13 protein-coding genes are annotated in these 17,412 nt (G+C 72.2%); all 13 read right to left on the reverse strand.

Features of this window, described 5'->3' with window-relative positions:
- Positions 1–69 precede the first annotated feature (69 nt).
- The 13 genes from DXZ73_RS03785 to DXZ73_RS03845 all read right to left on the reverse strand — a co-directional run bounded on the left by DXZ73_RS03785 (position 70) and on the right by DXZ73_RS03845 (position 17,389).
- The gene (locus tag DXZ73_RS03785; RefSeq protein WP_162890012.1) at positions 70–1,044 is read right to left on the reverse strand and encodes an alpha/beta fold hydrolase; all 975 of its coding nucleotides are present in this window, start codon (positions 1,042–1,044) and stop codon (positions 70–72) included.
- 253 nt (positions 1,045–1,297) lie between these two features.
- Positions 1,298–2,038 (reverse strand): acetoacetate decarboxylase, encoded by a 741-nt coding sequence (locus tag DXZ73_RS03790; RefSeq protein ID WP_116209613.1) that lies wholly within the window; start codon positions 2,036–2,038, stop codon positions 1,298–1,300.
- A gap of 277 nt (positions 2,039–2,315) precedes the next feature.
- Positions 2,316–3,866, reverse strand: a complete 1,551-nt coding sequence (locus DXZ73_RS03795; RefSeq protein WP_116209614.1) for an amidase family protein — start codon at positions 3,864–3,866, stop codon at positions 2,316–2,318.
- Between the two features lie 90 nt (positions 3,867–3,956).
- A complete protein-coding gene (locus DXZ73_RS03800) occupies positions 3,957–6,497 on the reverse strand; it encodes an ATP-binding protein (RefSeq protein WP_116209615.1) in 2,541 nt (846 codons plus the stop codon).
- A gap of 268 nt (positions 6,498–6,765) precedes the next feature.
- Positions 6,766–8,322: a Na+/H+ antiporter gene (locus tag DXZ73_RS03805; protein ID WP_116209616.1), complete on the reverse strand. Its 1,557-nt coding sequence runs from the start codon at positions 8,320–8,322 to the stop codon at positions 6,766–6,768.
- 193 nt (positions 8,323–8,515) lie between these two features.
- Positions 8,516–10,057 carry a hypothetical protein gene (locus DXZ73_RS03810; RefSeq protein ID WP_162890013.1) on the reverse strand — a complete coding sequence of 514 codons (1,542 nt, stop codon included), beginning with the start codon at positions 10,055–10,057 and terminating at the stop codon, positions 8,516–8,518.
- Between the two features lie 214 nt (positions 10,058–10,271).
- On the reverse strand, positions 10,272–10,949 hold the full coding sequence (locus DXZ73_RS03815; RefSeq protein WP_116209618.1) for a GntR family transcriptional regulator: 678 nt from the start codon (positions 10,947–10,949) through the stop codon (positions 10,272–10,274).
- Between the two features lie 132 nt (positions 10,950–11,081).
- Positions 11,082–12,452 carry an aldehyde dehydrogenase family protein gene (locus tag DXZ73_RS03820; RefSeq protein WP_116209619.1) on the reverse strand — a complete coding sequence of 457 codons (1,371 nt, stop codon included), beginning with the start codon at positions 12,450–12,452 and terminating at the stop codon, positions 11,082–11,084.
- A complete protein-coding gene (locus tag DXZ73_RS03825) occupies positions 12,449–13,453 on the reverse strand; it encodes a proline racemase family protein (protein ID WP_116209620.1) in 1,005 nt (334 codons plus the stop codon). The genes DXZ73_RS03820 and DXZ73_RS03825 overlap by 4 nt, the downstream gene beginning before the upstream one ends.
- A 74-nt stretch (positions 13,454–13,527) precedes the next feature.
- Positions 13,528–14,436 carry a dihydrodipicolinate synthase family protein gene (locus DXZ73_RS03830; protein ID WP_116209621.1) on the reverse strand — a complete coding sequence of 303 codons (909 nt, stop codon included), beginning with the start codon at positions 14,434–14,436 and terminating at the stop codon, positions 13,528–13,530.
- Positions 14,437–14,466: 30 nt separating this feature from the next.
- Positions 14,467–15,915 carry an NAD(P)/FAD-dependent oxidoreductase gene (locus DXZ73_RS03835; RefSeq protein WP_116209622.1) on the reverse strand — a complete coding sequence of 483 codons (1,449 nt, stop codon included), beginning with the start codon at positions 15,913–15,915 and terminating at the stop codon, positions 14,467–14,469.
- Positions 15,896–16,210, reverse strand: coding sequence for a (2Fe-2S)-binding protein (locus tag DXZ73_RS03840; protein WP_116209623.1), 315 nt, complete (start codon positions 16,208–16,210; stop codon positions 15,896–15,898). Before DXZ73_RS03840 ends, DXZ73_RS03835 begins: the two co-directional genes overlap by 20 nt.
- Before the next feature lie 36 nt (positions 16,211–16,246).
- Positions 16,247–17,389, reverse strand: coding sequence for an NAD(P)/FAD-dependent oxidoreductase (locus DXZ73_RS03845; RefSeq protein ID WP_425315815.1), 1,143 nt, complete (start codon positions 17,387–17,389; stop codon positions 16,247–16,249).
- Positions 17,390–17,412 lie beyond the last annotated feature (23 nt).

The following is a 17,412-nucleotide window of genomic DNA, read 5'->3' on the forward strand; positions in this document are numbered from 1 at the left end:
GCGAAGCGACTGCACGGGCTGCACGCCGGAAGCACGCAGCGGATACGGTTCCTTCTGCCCGGCGAGCCCTCAGCCCGGGCCGTGATCAGTGACCGCGAGGAAATCCCGGATGTCCTCGACCAGTTGCCAGGCCATGTCCTCGAGCACGTAATGCCCGGCGTACGGGTACAGATGAAGCGCGGCCCCGGGCAGTCGCCGCGTCCATTCCGCGAGGACCAGGTCGCCGTAGAGGGGATCGCGCATTCCCCACCCCAGGAACACCGGCACCTGGGTGAAACACACCAGGGCCTCACCCAGGCGCTGGGCGTGCGGCCAGCCGGCGTCGGCGGGGCTCAGGGGGATGTCCTGGACGAAGCGCACCAGCGTCGACCGGTCGCGCTGCCGCCGGTAGGGGGCGGCGTAGGCGGCTCGCACCGCGGGCGGCAGGGGGCGGCACACACCCCGGGACAGGGCCATGTGGACAACGGCGTTGGATGCGTGGGCGATACGGCCGACGGACGGCTGCCTCAGGGCGAGCAGGCTCCGCGGCGGCCGGTACCCCGGTGGCCAGGGAAACACGGCGGTGTTCAGCACGATGAGCCGGTCGACGACGCCAGGGCGCAGATGGGCCCACCACAGGGCCACGGGGCCGCCCCAGTCGTGCACCACGAGCGTCCAGCCACGGGCGGGCGCCCGCCGCTCGGCGACGAGGTGCTCCACCAGACGCCCCAGGTCCTGTGCCCGGCTCTCGGCGAGCAGGGAACCGGGCAGGTCACGTGCCCGGTCGGACAGGCCCATGCCCAGGTGGTCGGGGACGATGCAGCGATACCGCCCCCGCAGGCCGAGGACGAGCCTGCGCCACATATAGCTCCACGTGGGGTTGCCGTGCACCATCAGCACGGGCTTGCCCTCACCCTCGTCCAGGTAATGCTGATGCGCGGCACCGTGGTTGAACCAGCGGCCCTGAAAAGGGTAGTCCGGCAGGCGCCGCGCCTGCTCGGCGGACAGGGGCGGCTCGGGACTCACGGCGCGACCACCGCCGTGGAGGTTTTCCCTGTCCCGCACCAGTGCCACGGCATTCGGGTCCCCGTCCTGTCAATGCGGAAGGAAGCCGGGAAAACGGATCGATGAGAGAAGGGTTACTCGCAGAATAGGCATGCGTGAGCGCCCACGTAAAGGGAGCGGCGAGGAGCCTGGGGGCGCACCGAGGCACTCGGAATTCGCGAACATTCACCCGGCCGTCTCGGTGCGAGGTGGCCCTGATCACCAGCCCGTTCCAGGAATTCAGGCAGCCGTGCGAATGACATCTGACCGGTCCTCACGATGTGAGGTAGTCGTGGGCCACTTCCGCCTTCCCGTAACACATACCGGTGAAAGCCAGGTGCCGGGCGGCGACGACTTCCCGGACAGGCAGGTCGGCGATGGGGGCCATGGCGTGCGCCGACAACTGCAGCCGGGCCGGCCCGGACCAGGCCCCTGTCATCGTGACGTCCTGGACCGGAAGGCGGACGAGCCGACAGGCGGTGAGCGTGCCGTCGTGGCCGCGGGCCATCTTGACCATGAAGGTCGGGGTACGGACCTCGGCTTCGGCCGCGTCCAGGTCGAGAGGGGCGTGCTTGTAGCCCATCGTGGCGACGGCGATCCGCAGTGATCCGTAATCGAGGATGCCGACGAGTGTGTCGCTGTCGTGGTAGAGCCGTGGGCAGCCAAGCTTCTTGGGGAAGCCGGCCGTCTCACGTCCGAGCGCGAGCGCGGGAAAGCTGTCGAGGTACATCGATTCCAGGTAGTACCCGCGCTCGCCGCCGAGCTCCACCGCGACGGACTGGCCGGCCGCCGCGTGGTCGCCCAGTCCGGTGGTGTCCGGCATCCGTGTCACCGAGAAGCGCACCAGCGGCTCGACCACCGTCAGCGGCTCGGGGACCAGGCGGCGCAGCACCTCCGGGTCGGAGCGGTAGACGATGTCGAGGGAGTCGACGCCGTAGGACACGAACGGCCCCGGTGGCCACGCGGGCGAGGACAACGGGGTGGCGGAGCGGCTCATCAGTTCGTCGGGGGTCATGTCCGGCTCCTGTCCGTTCCGGTGGATGGCGGCCCTGTTCATGGTGCCTGCCAGAGGTTCTCCCACCAGTACAGAGCCCTGCCCGCGCAAAGGCCGTCCCCCGATCGGCCCCCGCATCGGCGGGTTCCTCGTCCCCCGATCGTCCACTCGGGGTCCTGCCGTGAGAACTCGGCAGGGCCGACGCGGCGAGCCGCCCCGCGTGCGACATCACCGTCCATGCCTCGGCGGGCCGCCGCGGCAGTGGCGGCGATGGCTGCCGCCCTGGCCGTGGCAACGTTCACCGGAAGACGCCGGGCCCCACAGACGGCAAGTAGCGCGGTGCTCGCCGGCCATCCAGTCGGTGTTCCACCGCGGCCCCCAGCGACAGCAGCCCGGCGTCCTGGTGATCACCGGCCATCAGGAGCAGGCCGACGGGCAGCTCGTTCACGAAACCGGCGGGCACCGACAACGACGGGTACCCGGCCACGGCCGCGGGGGTGGAGGACGGGATCACGTCGTTGTCGCCCCGCACGCAGTCGGTCTTCCACGCGGGCGGGTTCGTCGGCGAGGCGATGGCGTCCAGGTGATGGGCGGCCATGGTCTCATCGATGGAACGCCGGGAGAGGTCCTTCAGTTCGGCGCGCATGGCCCGGTATGCCGGGTCGGTGACGGGAGGCGCGGCGAGCGCCTGCTCGAAGAGTTCCTGGCCTGCGAAGCAGGTCCGTTCCGCCGGGTGGGTGCGGTTGAACTCGATCAGCTCGGCGAGGTTCCGCGGTCCGCCGCGGGTGGCGAGGTAGGCGTCGATGTCCCGGTGGAACTCGCTCAGCAGCGCGGGAAACTCGAGTTCGGCGATCCGCTTCTGGTACGGGGGTGTCACCTCGACGACCTCTGCTCCCGCGGTGCGCAGTCTCTCCTTCGTACGGGTCATCACCGCGTCCACCTCCGGCCCGAGCGAGGGCAGCCGCCACAGGCCGATCCGTCTACCGCGCAGACCGCCAGGGCGCGGGGTGTCACCACCGCTGAGCACCGCGAAGGTGAGCGCGGCATCGGTCACATTGCGTGCCATGGGTCCCGCGGTGTCCTGCTCGGCGGAGATCGGCACCACGCCGGCCCGGCTGACCAGCCCGAGGCTGGGCTTGTGGCCGACAACCCCGTTCGTCCCCGCCGGACACACGATCGAGCCGTCCGTCTCGGTGCCGATCGCCACCTGCGACAGCGACGCGGCGAGCGCGGCGGCCGAACCGGAGGACGATCCGCACGGATTCCGGTCCAGTACGTACGGATTTCTGGTCTGCCCGCCCACCGCCGACCATCCTGATGTCGGCTTCGCCGCGCGGAAGTTCGCCCACTCGGACAGGTTGGTCTTGCCGAGGATCACCGCCCCCGCGTCCCGCAGCCGGGTCACCAGGACGGCGTCGGTGTCCGGCGGGCTCCCGGCCAGCGCCGGCGATCCGGCCGTCGTCGGCATGTCGCGGGTGTTCACGTTGTCCTTGAGCAGGACGGGGATGCCGTCGAGCGGGCCACGGGAGCGGCCGTGCCGGTGTCTGGCGTCGCTGGCGGCCGCCTGGCGCAGGGCCGTCGGGTCGGTGCGCAGCACCGCGTTGATCTTGGGGTCGATGGTCCTGATCCGCCACAGGTACGCGGCGGTCAGCGCCGAGGAGGTCAGCGAACCGTCCGCCATGCGCGCCTGCAGCTCCGGGATCGTCACCGTGTCGAGATCGACCCCCGGCCCCGGCGGTGAACTGCCGACGCCGGTCCCAGCGGTTTCCGCGCGCGGATTCGGTGCGCCTGTGAACACAGACCCCGTGACCAGGGCGGCCATCAGCATGGCAATGCTCTTTTTCCCCATGCGCGTCAGCGGACTACATGCCGACGGCCCGGCGCAAGAGTGCGTGCCGCGACCCGGGCCCCACGGCCCGGCCCCGGCTCGGGAGGCACCTCATGCGAGGGCCTCCGTCGCGGGGGTCGGTGCCGCGGGCAGGGAGACGACCATGGTGAGGCCGCCTCCGGGGGTGTCCTCGGGGGTGAGGGTGCCGCCCATGGCCTCGGTGAGGCCGCGGGAGAGGGCGAGCCCGAGTCCGAGACCGGTGGTGTTGTCGGTGTCGCTGAGGCGCTGGAAGGGCAGGAACGCGCGTTCCTTGTCGGCTGACCGAAGCCCCGGGCCGCGGTCGATGACCCGCAGTTCGACGTACGGGGCCAGGGTGCTGGCGCTGACGGTCACCGGATGACCGGGAGGCGCGTTCCGTACCGCGTTGGCCACGAGGTTGGCGATGACGCGTTCCAGCAGCGGCGGGTCCGCGAGCACCTGGGGTGTGCTCTCCAGGTGCTGGGTGATCACGGGTACGGCCGGTTCTGGCAGGGCGTCGAGGGCGAGTGGCAGCACTTCGGCGAGCGCCGTGGGTTCCAGCCGCAGGTTCAGCGCGCCCGCCTGGAGCCTGCTCATGTCGAGCAGGTTGTCCACGAGGCGGTTGAGCTTGGCGAGGGACTCCTCCGCGGTGATGAGGAGTTCTTCGCGGTCCTCCTGCGAGAAGTCGACGTCCCGGCTGCGCAGTGAGCTCACCGCGGCCCAGCAGCCTGCCAGTGGGGTGCGCAGGTCGTGGCTGACGGCGGCGAGGAGCGCGGTGCGCATCCGGTCCGCCGCCTTGACCGGTTCGACCTCGGCCGCGACCTCGGCGAGCCTGGCGCGCTCGACGGCGGCGGTGAGATGGGCGGCGAAGGCGGTGAGTACGCGGTGCTCGGAGGCGGGCAGCCGGCGGCCGCGCAGCACCAGCACGCTGTCCGTACCGATCGGAACCCTGGTCTCGTAGAGTGGCTCCGTGTCGCCGTCGGCCATTGCCCGGTGCCCCATTTCCCTTTTGTCGTAGGAGAGTTCGACGCTCTCCATACCGAATGTTTCGCGGGTGCGTTCCAGCAGCGCGGGCACGGCCTTGTCACCACGCAGGATGCTGCTCGCGAGTGAGGACAGGGTTTCGGCCTCCGCTGCCGCGGCGGCGGCCTGGCGGCCCAGGCGCAGGGAGCGGTCCACGACGGCGGCGACGGTGGCGGCCACTATCGCGAAGGCGATCAGCGCGAGGACGTTGTTGCCCTCGTCGATGGTGAACCGGTCGATGGGCGGGATGAAGTAGTAGTTCATCAGCAGGGAGGCCGTCACCGCTGCGAGCAGTGCGGAGACGACGCCGCCGATACAGGCGACCCCCAGCACGGTCAGCAGGAAGAGCAGGGTGTCGCTGGTGAGGTTGAGGTCGAGGTGGCCGGAGAGGCCGCGCAGCAGCGCTGTCAGAAGCACGGGCAGGGCAAGACCGGCCACGGGTCCTGCCACCCGGCGGGTGAGTGGCAGGCGGTTGGGCGGAGTGGCGGGCACGCGTCCTCGCTTGGCGCGTTCGTGGGTGACCATGTGCACGTCGATGTCGCCGGAGAGCTCGACGATGGTCTCGCCCGCTCCGCGGATGGTCAGCGAGCCGAGCAGCCAGCCGCGGACACGGGTTCCGATGACCAGCTGTGTGGCGTTCTCGGCGCGGGCGAACTCCATCAGCGCGGTGGGCACATGGTCCCCCACGACGGAGTGGAAGGTGCCGCCGAGACTCTCCACCAGCTGTCGCTGTCCGGCCAGGGCGGCGGGTGAGGCGTCGACCAGGCCGTCGCTCCGGGCGATGTGGACGGCGAGCAGGTCACCGCCGGAGGAACGGGCCACGATGCGGGCGGCGCGGCGGATGAGGGCCTCGCTCTCGGGGCCTCCGGTGATGGCGACCACGACGCGCTCGCGGGTTTCCCAGACACCCCCTATCCCGTGCTCGTACCGATAGCTCTGCAATGCCTCGTCGACCCTGCCCGCCACCCACAGCAGCGCCAGCTCCCGCAGCGCCGTGAGGTTCCCGATCCGGAAGTAGTGCGAGAGGGCCGCGTCGATCTTCTCGGGCGGGTAGATGTTGCCGTGTGCCATGCGCCGCCGCAGGCCTTCGGGCGGCATGTCGACGAGTTCGATCTCATGGGCCCTGCGCACGAATTTGTCGGGCACGGTCTCGCGCTGCTGCACCCCGGTGATCTTCTCGACGACGTCGTTGAGGGACTCCAGATGCTGGATGTTGACGGTGGTGACCACGTCGATTCCGGCGGCGAGCAGTTCCTCCACGTCCTGCCAGCGCTTGGCGTTGCGGCCGCCGGGGACGTTGGTGTGCGCGAGCTCGTCGACGAGCACGACCTCGGGGCGCCGCTCCAGCACCGCGTCGAGATCGAGTTCGGTGAGCTCAAGCCCCCGGTGGGTGCGTGTCGCGCGGGGCATGATGTCGAGCCCTTCGAGCAGTGCGTCGGTGCGCGGACGGCTGTGGCCCTCGGCGAAGGCCACCACCACTTCCTTGCCCCGGGCCGTGCGCCGCCGCCCTTCGTCGAGCATCCGGTAGGTCTTGCCGACCCCGGGTGCCGCCCCGAGGAAGACCTTGAGCCTGCCCGGACGCGCGCCTGGGCCACCGAGCGAATCCGCCATGAGGAGAACACCCCGTCGGGTAAGGAAGTGGGGAGACAAGTTCGCCCGGCCCTGGCGGGTGGACGTGGGGTATGCGGGACCGGGAGTGAGGGGTTGGCTTGAACCGGCTGCTGGCCGACGTTCGTAGCAAAGCGCGAACAGCGCGGCTAGTGAGGGCTCTTGGCGCGATCCTGACGCATCGTCCCACTACTTTGACGCCTTCTTTATGGCATTCGATGCCTTGTTCTGATCCCGGAATCCGGCCGGATCACCCCACGGGAGCGACTCCTCAGTCCGCCAGCCCCAGGTCTTCCAGGTCCAGTGCTCGTTGAATGCGGCGCCTGGTGGTGTCACTGATCTCATGGGTGTCGTAGAGGCGTTGCAGTTCATTGGACTCGACATCGATCAGGGCGCGCCGCATGACCCGGTGGTCGGCGATGGCGGAAGGCGGACCTGTGGCCGCGTCCGCTTCGTCTTCGGCGCAGAGGCGGTTCTCCAAGTCGCGGCGCAATTGGTCGGCCACCGCGGTGGGGACCGCTTCGAGGTCGACGAGGTCGTCGAGGTGGAGCAGGGCCGCACGGGCGAGGCTCCCACGGGCGCGCGCCTCTTCGCGTGCGGTGTGTTCGGGCTCCAGGGCGATGCCGGACCGGCGGACCAGGGGTGCCAGGGTGAAGCCCTGTACAACGAGGGTGAGCGCGACGACACCGGTCGTGAGGGTGAGGACCAGCGAGCGGTGCGGCAGCGATTCGCCACCGTTCGTCACCAGCGGGATGGACAGCGCGGCGGCCAGCGGCATGACACCACGGGTGCCGGCCCATGAGGCCACCGCGGGAACACGCCAGGAGATCCGGCCCTCGCCACGCCGGTGCTGCATCACCGCCGAGAGCGGGAAGATCCACAGCAGCCGTACCGCGATGACGGTGGCGGCCACCGCGAGCACGCCGAGCGGCCAGCCTCGTTCGTCCGGTGCGAGTGCGCGGACCAGGGACGGCAACTCCAGCCCTATGAGGGCGAAGACGACGCTCTCCAGCAGGAACACCACCGTGGCGTATACGGCGTGCACCTGCAGGCGTATCGGGGCGTTGGCCAGCTTGTGGCCGGTGCTCCCGAGAAGTACGCCCGCGAGGACGACCGCTGTCACCCCGGACGTGTGCAGGTCTTCGGCCAGTACGTAGGCCGCGTACGGGGTGACCAGGGCGATCACGGTCTCGAGCACCGGGTCCTCGGTCCGCTTCCGTATCAGCACCACCATGCCGGCGACGGCGGCGCCGACGAGTGCGCCACCGCCGCCCAGCACCACGAACTTCCCCACCGCGGCCGGAGGGGAGACCGCGCCGCCGATCACCGCCGACCCCACCGCCACCTTGAACAGCACCAGGCTCGTGGCGTCGTTGAACAGGCTCTCCGCCTGCACCATGACCTGCACCCGCGGCGGCAGGGCCAGACGGCGGCCCAGGGCGGTCACCGCGACCGGGTCGGTGCTGGCGAGCACCGCGCCGAGCACGAAGGCCATGGGCCCGGCCAGCGGAGTCACCAGCGAGGCCACCATGCACACCGCCGCCGCCGAGGCCAGCACCAGGCCGAAGGCGAGGACGGTGACCGGCCGCCACACCTTGCACAGATCCCGCCAGGAGATCTCCTCCGCGGAGGCGTACAGCAGGGGCGGCAACACCAGCACGCTGATCACTTCGGGGTCGACGTGGACGTCCGGCATCCAGGGCAGCGTGCCTACCGCAACTCCCGCGACGACCAGGAGTGAGGGGGCCGGGATACGCCAGTGACGCGCCCCGGTGGCCACCGCGGTGGCCAGCGCCACGAGAAAGAGCACAGCAGTCAGGCCGGTCATGTGGTCGTTCCCCCGAGAGTGTGCCGAGGCGCGGCTGATGGAGCCTTGCCGCCGACCAGTCTTCCCGGCACTCCACTGGGGAACTTACCCGACGCCGGCGAAATCCGGCTACGGCCTGGACATGGCTCCGTGTCGTCGCCGGGGCGGAACCCGTCTCCCGCCTTCCCGCAGTTCAGCCCTGGTGGCCGCCCGGTCAGCGGAACTCGGCCAGGCGGGCGCGTACGCCCAGGACGGCGAGTCCCGCAACGGCGAGGGCGCCCGTGCCCAGCAGCCATGGCTGGTATCCGGCGGCGGTGGCACCGTCGTGGGTCCTGGCCCGGAAGACCGCCGCGTTGACCTCGATGAGCTTGCCCAGTTCCTTGTCGTAGAGCTCGAGATGGTAGTTGGAGCCGCCGGGCCGGTAGCTGTTGCACAGCCGGACCGCCTCGACGGTCTTCCCGCTCTCGACCAGGGCGCGGATCATCCGGTCGTCGCGCTCGTAGTCCTGGTACGCGCGGACCGTGCGCTCGGCGGCGGTCCGCTCGCCGGAGAAGGTGATGTTGCGGAATTCATCGCCGTAGTAGCCGGTGAAACGCAGGTCGGAGTGGTCGGCGCCGTAGGCGGCGAGGGCGTCCGCGAGGCTCCGGTCGTAGGTGTGGATGCCGGATCCGGGCAGCCGGAGCAGGCGCTGGCTCTTGTCGAAGAAGCTCTGCTCGTACTGGGTACGGCGGTCGGCGTCGAGCAGATAGCGGGACTCGTCCGCGTTCGCCTCGTACGACAGGGCACGGGCGCGGCTCAGCGCGAAGACCGAGTCGAAGGAATCCCGGCGCGCCACTCTCAGGTCCTCACGCTGCCCGGCGAAGAAGGACAGGCCGAGGCCGAGGAGGAGCGCGGTGAGCACGGTGGCCGCGGCGAGCGGCACGTTGACGATGCGGTGGAAGCGGCGGGCGAGGAAGACCTGGAAGGCGATCAGCACACCCAGCAGGAGCAGGCCGAGGGAGGCGGCGGTGATCCCGGTCTCGCCCAGATCGGACCGTACGGTGGTGTAACGCGTCTCGAACGCCCCGTTGTTGGACTCGACGAGCCGGTCGGCCTCGGGCAGCAGCACCTGGGCCATGAAGTCGGTGGCCTCGCGGTGGGCGAGGACCACCTCACGCGTCGGCCGGCCGGTGGGGGCACCGGACTTCTCGCCGAGCAGGAGCGCCGCCGAGGCCCGCTCCTCGTAGGTGCCGACATCGGTGATCATCTTGGCCACCGCGCCCTTCGCCGCCCCGTCCCCGGCGGCCGCCTCCGCCAGGTGTTCCAGTTCGCCGCCGGCCTCCGCGCGCCGCCGGTCGTAGATCCCGGCGGACTGGGCACGGTGTTCGGCCTGTTCCTTGGACGAGCCGTCCATCAGCTGGTTGGCGACCTGTGCGTCCATGTCGTTGAGCGCGAAGTAGAGCTGGGTCGCGCTCTGCACACGAGGTGCGTCGTGACGGCCGATGTCCTGCCAGGCACCGCGGAACGCGCCGCCGGACACCATCAGGTACGCGGCGAGCGCCGTGGCGCAGAGCACCACGGCGCCGGCCGACCAGCGAAGCCGGGCCGGGGTGCTCGTGGGCAGGCGGGGGCGCGGGATCCGCCGCGTGTACCGGCGTACGGGCGGCCGCGGCGCCCGAGCCTGTCGACCGCCACCGCCGACGGCCGGCGGCACCGGTGGCACCGCGGGGGCGGGCGGCACCGTCCCGGTTTCCTCGCCGACGACTGCATGTGCCATCTCGCTTGCCTCTCCCCCGTTACCACGACCGGCCGTCGCGGGCTCAGGGTGCTCCGCATCCGCGGGCGGGGCGAGATCTCTTGACACGTCCTTGATCTCCACGTGCCGGTATTGACAGTTCCCTGACACATGGCCTGCCGTCCGGTGCGCCGACCGCGTCCGCAGCGCGTGGTACGGCTGGAACGCCTGCCGTCCGAGGAGATCACCTACAGCGTCACGACTTCCGTTCGCCGCCCTTCGCCCACAGGGAGCGCACGTGGCCGAGGTGGCGTGCCATGCACTTCTCGGCGCCCTTGGCGTCGCCCGCGAGCATCAGGTCCAGGATTTCGAGGTGTTCCTCGGCGGAGGGGATGAGCTCGCCGCGCTGGTCGAGGGCGGTCAGCCCGTACAGGCGCGAGCGCTTGCGCAGGTCGCCGACGGTTTCGACGAGGCGTTCGTTGCCGGAGAGGGCCAGCAGGGTGAGGTGGAACTGCCGGTCGGCCTCGAGGTAGCCGATGAGGTCGTGGTCGCGTGCGGCCCGCACGATCTCCTCGGCGACCGGGCGCAGTGCCTCGAGATCCTCCCGGGCGGCGGTGCGCGCGACCCGGCCGGTCGTGGGGACCTCGATCAGTGTGCGGATCTCGGTGTACTGGTCCAGGTCGCGCTCGTTGACCTCGGTCACCCGGAATCCCTTGTTGCGGACCGGTTCGACCAGGCCCTCGCGGGCGAGGTCGAGCATGGCCTCGCGCACCGGGGTCGCGGAGATGCCGAAGTCCTCCGCGAGCTGCGGTGCGGAGTAGACCTCGCCGGGGCGGAGTTCGCCGGAGATGAGCGCGGCCCGCAGGGCGTGGGCGACCTGGTCGCGCAGCCGCTCGGTGGCGGTGATGAGGTTGCGCTGCTTGAGGTGGCCCATGGTGTCCCGTGTCCTTTGCGTCGCCGGTGCGGCGGCCGGGTCCGGCCGCCTCGTCCTCGGCACGTCCGCAGCCGCGCTGCCCGGCTGGTCCGTACCTGGACGGACCAACGAGCGTACAATGTCACATCGTTCTCAGGGAGCCAGGGTGTAGGTCCGGCTGGAGGTGTAGAAGTCCAGTGCCGCGCGCCCCTGTTCGCGCGGCCCGTGGCCGGAGGCCTTGGTGCCGCCGAACGGCAGGTGGAAGTCGACGCCGGTGGACGGGGCGTTGACGCGGATCATTCCGGTGTCGAGGCGGTCGAGACCGTGCAGCGCCGCCTCCAGCCCGGCGGTGTGGACCGAGGTGACCAGCCCGTACGGGACCGCGTTGCTGATCCGTACGGCGTGCGGCAGGTCGTCCGCGGGCACCAGGGCGGCGACGGGGGCGAAGACCTCCTCGGTGAGCAGCCGGTGACCGGTCGGCACCTTTTCGACCACTGTGGGGGCCGCGTACCAGCCGGGTCCCTCCGGAGCGGTGCCGGCGGCGAGGACGGCGGCACCGCCCAGGGCCTCCTCGAACCGGTCGCGGGCCCGGGCCGAGACGAGGGGCCCGCACACGGTGGCCGGGTCGGCGGGATCGCCCACGGGCAGGGTGCGCAGTGCTTCGGCGAGGGCCTCGCGCAGGGGGCCGAGGGCGCCGCCGACGGCGATCACGCGGCTGGTGGCGGTGCACTTCTGCCCGGCGTATCCGGCGACGGCCGCGGCGATGTGCGCGGCGGCCCGCTCGATGTCGGCGTCGGGCAGGACGATCGCGGCGTTGAGCCCGCCCGTCTCAGCCTGGACCGGGATGCCCCGGGCGGTGGCGGCCCGGACGACCGCGCCGCCGACGGCGGTGGAGCCGGTGAAGGAGACGACGTCGGCGGCCGAGAGGACGGCGTTGCCCTCGGTCGCTCCGCCGGGCACGACGGTGAACACGTCGGCGGGCAGGGCCTGCTGGACGAGTTCGGCGAGGCGCCCGGCGCACGCGGTGGCCTCGGGCGCGGGTTTGAGGACGACCGTATTGCCGGCCGCGAGCGCGGGTGCGGCCTTCCAGGACGGGATGGCGAAGGGGAAGTTCCAGGGGGTGATCAGGCCGGCGGCGCCGTGCGGGCGGCGCCGGGTCAGCAGCAGTCCGGGGCCGCCCGCCGTCTCGTGGACCGCGCCTGACGGCTCGTAGGGGGCCTGGGCGTAGTACCGCCAGATCGCGGCCGTGCGGGCCACTTCGGCCCGTGCCTCGGCGAGCGGTTTGCCCACCTCGCGTACGGCCAGGGCGGCGAGCTCCTCGGCCGCGGCCTCGACGGCCGTGGCGACGGCGGAGAGCGCCGAGGAGCGGGCGGCGGCGCCGGTGAGCAGCCAGCCGGGCTGGGCGGCGCGGGCCCGCTCGACGGACGCGACGGCGCGGGAGGCACCGGGCGCGGGCACCTCGGTGACGATGTCGGACGGGTCGGCCGGGTTGTACGAGATGAAGGGGGTCTGGTCGGCGGTCACAGGAGGAAGCCTCCGGGGAAGGGGTCGTCCGGGTCGAGGAAGTACTGGGCGGTGCCGGTGATCCAGGCGCGTCCGGTGATGGCGGGTACGACCGCCGGCACCCCGCCGACCCGCGTCTCCCCCACCAGGCGGCCGGTGAACCGGGTGCCGATGAAGGACTCGTTGATAAAGTCGCGGTCGAGCAGGAGCGCCCCGCGGGCGTGCAGCTGGGCCATGCGTGCGGAGGTTCCCGTGCCGCAGGGGGAACGGTCGAACCAGCCGGGGTGGATGGCCATGGCGTGCCGTGAGCGGTGGGCGTCGGAGCCGGGGGCGGCGAGGTAGACGTGCTTGAGTCCGCTGATCTCGGGGTGTTCGGGGTGGACTGGCCGGTCGGGCGAGGCGTTGATCGCGTCCATGATGGCGAGCCCGGCGGCGAGCAGGTCGTCCTTGCGGGCCCGGTCGAAGGGCAGCCCCAGGGCGTCGAGTTCGACGAAGGCGTAGAAGTTGCCGCCGAAGGCGAGGTCGTAGGTGACCGTGCCGTGGCCGGGGACGTCGGTCTTGCGGTCGAGGCCGACGCAGAAGGCGGGCACGTTGGTGAGCGTGACGGACTTGGCCGCTCCGCCCTCGACCTGGACGTCGGCGGTGATCAGACCGGCCGGGGTGTCCAGGCGCACGGTGGTGACCGGCTCGGTGACCGGCACCATGCCGGTCTCCACGAGGACGGTCGCGACGCCGATGGTGCCGTGCCCGCACATGGGCAGCAGTCCGGAGACCTCGATGTAGAGGACCCCGTAGTCGGCGTCGGGGCGGGTGGGCGGCTGGAGGATCGCGCCGCTCATGGAGGCGTGGCCGCGCGGCTCGTACATCAGGAGCGTGCGGAGGTGGTCCAGGTGCTCGATGAAGTGGAGCCGGCGCTCGGCCATGGTGGCGCCGGGTATCACGCCGACACCACCGGTGATGACGCGTGTGGGCATGCCCTCGGTGTGCGAGTCGACGGCATGGAAGACATGACGAGTGCGCACGGACGTCCTTTCAGCGGATGCCGTCTCGGCGGGTGCAGTCGAGCGGGTGCAGTCGAGCGGGTGCAGTCGAGTGGTCAGTGGTGTCCGTCGGCGACGGCCTTCTCGGTGGCGGCGCGCACCGCGGCCTCGGTCTCGCCCAGGAGCGCGAGGCGCGGCGGGCGGGCGGGTCCGCCGTGGCGGCCGACGATGTCCATGGAGAGCTTGATGGACTGCACGAACTCGGTCTTGGAGTCCCAGCGCAGCAGAGGGTGCAGCGACCGGTAGAGAGGCAGTGCCGTCTGCAGGTCCCCGGCGACGGCGGCGTGGTAGAGCTCGGCGCAGGTGGCGGGGAAGGCGTTGGGGTAGCCCGCGACCCAGCCGACGGCGCCGGCGGCGGCGAGCTCCAGGAGGACGTCGTCGGCGCCGATCAGCAGGTCGAGTTCGGGGGCGAGTTCGGCGATCTCGTAGGCGCGCCGTACGTCGCCGCTGAACTCCTTGACGGCGACGATGGCGCCGTCGGCGTGCAGCCGGGCCAGCAGGCCGGGGGTCAGGTCGACCTTGGTGTCGATGGGGTTGTTGTACGCGACGACAGGTATCCCGGCCCGCGCGACCTCCGCGTAGTGGGCGCGGACCGACCGCTCGTCGGCGCGGTAGGCGTTGGGGGGCAGCAGCAGGACGGAGCCGCAGCCGGCCTCGGCGGCCTGCTCGGCCCAGCGGCGGGCCTCGGCGCTGCCGTAGGCGGAGACGCCGGGCATCACCCGCGCCCCGTCGCCGGCCGCCTCGACGGCGGTGCGCACCAGTTGGGCGCGCTCCTGCGGGGTGAGGGTCTGGTACTCGCCGAGGGAGCCGTTGGGGACGATTCCGTCGCAGCCGTTGTCGATGAGCCAGCGGACGTGTTCGGCGTAGGCGTCGTGGTCGACGGAGAGATCTTCGCGCAGCGGGAGCGCGGTGGCGACCATCATGCCGCGCCAGGGGCGGTCGGTGGTCCAGGAGTTGGTGGTCATTCCGGTAGGCCTTTCTGCAGTGCGGTGGGGTCAGGACGTGCGGTCGTTCTCTGCGGGCTGGTCCGCCAGGGCCCCCAGCGGTACGGGCACGGCGAGCGGACGGCGTTCGGCGGACGGCGGTACGGTCCCCTGTTCCGTACCGGCCGCCGCGAGGCAGGCCACGGCCGTCCCGCACATCCGGCCCTGGCACCAGCCCATGCCGGCCCGGGTGAGGAGCTTGACGGTCCGGGTGTCGCGGGCGCCGAGGCCGGTGACCGCCTCGCGGATGCCGCCGACGGTGACCTCCTCGCAGCGGCACACGTCGGTGGCGTCGGTGAGCCAGCCGGTCCAGCCGGGGCCGGGCGCGTGGGCGGCGGCCATGGTGTCGGCGAAGGCGCGCATGCGGTCGCGGCGCCGGGCCAGGTCCCGTACGCGCCTGCTGCCGGTGAGGGCGGGCAGCCCGCGCAGCCGGGCGGCCACCGCGATGCCGGCCAGCTCGCCTTCGGCACAGGCCAGTTGCCAGCCACCGATGCCACCGGTCTCGCCCGCGGCCCACAGGCCGGGCACCGAGGTCTCCTGGAGGTCGCCCAGGGCGAGGGCGTGCGTGCCGTCGGGCGCGCGCCGTGTCGCACAGCCGAGGCCGGTGGCCAGCTCGGTCCGGGGCAGGAGTCCGTGCCCGACGGCGAGGGCGTCGCAGGCGATGCGGCGGCCCGTGCCGGGCAGGGGCCGCCAGTCGCGGTCGAGCCGGGAGACGGTGACGGCCTCGACGCGGTCGGTGCCGTGCACTTCGGTGACCGCACTGCGGGTGCGCAGCGGTATGCGGTGGCGCAGCAGTGCGGTGCCGTGGACGGCGGCTTCGAGAAGCTTGTGCGGGTTGGCGACGAGGGTGAGCGGCCGGTGGGCGTAGCCGAGGTAGCCGGACGCCTCGATCACCGCGGGGACGTGGGCGCCGGCGGTCGCGAGCGAGGAGGCGACGGCGAGCAGGAGCGGTCCGCTGCCGGCGACGACGACCCGCTGTCCGGGCAGGACGAGCCCGGACTTGAGCATGGCCTGGGCGCCGCCGGCGCCGACGACGCCGGGCAGGGTCCAGCCGGGGAAGGGCAGTTGCCGCTCGTACGCGCCGGCCGCGAGGAGGATCGCGCGGGCCCGGACGCGGACCGGGGTGTCCCCTTCGGCGCCAGTGAGGGCGTGCGCGGTCCACGGCCCGTCGTCCTGCCGCTGGACGGTCCACACGTGGTGGTGGGCGAGGTGCGTGACACCGCTCGCTCCGAGGCGGCGGCGGAGTGCGGCGAAGGCGGCCCAGTCGTGGTGCAGGGCCTGTGGCCGGGCGGCGCCCAGGCCGGGGGCGGGGTGGCGGAAGTACTGGCCGCCGGTGGTCCCGGCGGCGTCCAGGAGGGCGACGGACAGGCCGAGTTCACCGGCGGTGACGGCTCCGGCGAGCCCGGCGGGTCCGGCGCCGATCACCGCGAGGTCGTACGGCTCAGACGGCGAGGTCGGCATGGCCGTGTCCCTCCTGGGTGGTGATCGCGTCGCCGGGCCGGGCGGGCACCAGGCAGGCCCGGCGGTTGGGCTCACCGTTGACGGTGGCGAGGCAGTCGTAGCACTGGCCGATGCCGCAGAACGCGCCGCGCGGGCGGCCGCCGTGCCGGGTGGTGCGCCAGGCGAGGATGCCCGCGCCCCACAGCGCGGCGGCGACGGACTGGCCGGGCAGAGCGGTGACCGTACGGCCGTCGAAGGTGATCTCGAAGGGCGGGTCGGGCTCCGCCTCGACCAGGTCGGCGGGGGTACGGGCCACTGCGGGCCTCCTCTCGGGAGCAGCGGGAAGCGGAGGTCAGGCTGCCGGGGCGAAGCGGCCGGGGCGGAACGGGCCGACGTCGAGCGGCGGTTGGTCGCCCGTCAGCAGCCGGGCGACGACGAGGCCGGTGGCCGGGGCGAGTCCGATGCCCGCGCCCTCGTGCCCGCATGCGTGCAGCAGCCCGGGCACGCGGGGGTCGGTGCCGATGGCGGGCAGGTGGTCGGGCAGGTACGGACGGAATCCCGCGTACGTCCGCATGGCCCGCACCCCGGCCAGTACCGGGAACAGCATCGTGGCCTGGGCGGCGAGGCGGCGGAGCGCCTCCACCGACAGGGTGCGGTCGAAGCCGACCCGTTCGCGGCTGCCGCCGATGAGCACCGGGCCCGCCGGGGTGCCCTCGACCACCACGGAGGTCTGCAGCGCCGCCGAGCCGCTGGCGACGCCGGAGACATAGTCCGAGGCATAGACCTTGTGCCGCACGAGGCGTGGCAGCGGTTCGGTGACGAGCACGAAGCCGCGGCGGGGCAGCACGGGCAGGTGGGCGCCGGCGAGCCAGGCCACTTCACCGCCCCAGGTGCCGGCCGCGTTGACCACGTACGGGGCGTGCAGGTCACCGGCCGCGGTACGGACGCCCCGCACCTTCCCGTGCGGGCCGGTGAGGACTGCGGTGACCTCCTCGCCGGTGCGCACCCGGGCGCCGGAGGCGCGCAGCAGGTGTGCGGTGGCGAGGGCGGGCTGGACCTGGGCGTCCTGCGGGTAGTGGAAGCCGCCCCCGAGGCCGGGGGCGAGGTGCGGTTCGAGGTCGTGCAGCCGGCCGGGCGGGATCTCCTCGGCCGTGACGCCGGCCCCGGCCTGGGTCTCGGCGAACTTCCGCAGCTCGGCCATGCCGGTGGCGTCGGAGGCGACGACGAGCCCGCCCTTGGCCTCGTACTCGATCCGTGCCGGGAGCTCCTGGGCCAGCTCCCGCCACAGCGTCGCGGAGAGCAGGGCCAGTTCGAGCTCGGGGCCGGGTTCCTTGTCGGAGACCAGGAGGTTGCCTTCTCCGGCGCCGGTGGTCCCGGCGGCGACGGGGCCGCGGTCGACCACGGTGACGGAGAGGCCGGAGCAGGCGGCGTAGTAGGCGCAGGCGGCGCCGATCACGCCCGCTCCGACGACGATGACGTCCGAGGAGTTACTCATGGGCACGTCAGTAATATTTCACA

The organism is Streptoverticillium olivoreticuli subsp. olivoreticuli, from assembly GCF_003391135.1.
GTDB classification, from domain to species: Bacteria; Actinomycetota; Actinomycetes; order Streptomycetales; family Streptomycetaceae; genus Streptomyces; species Streptomyces blastmyceticus.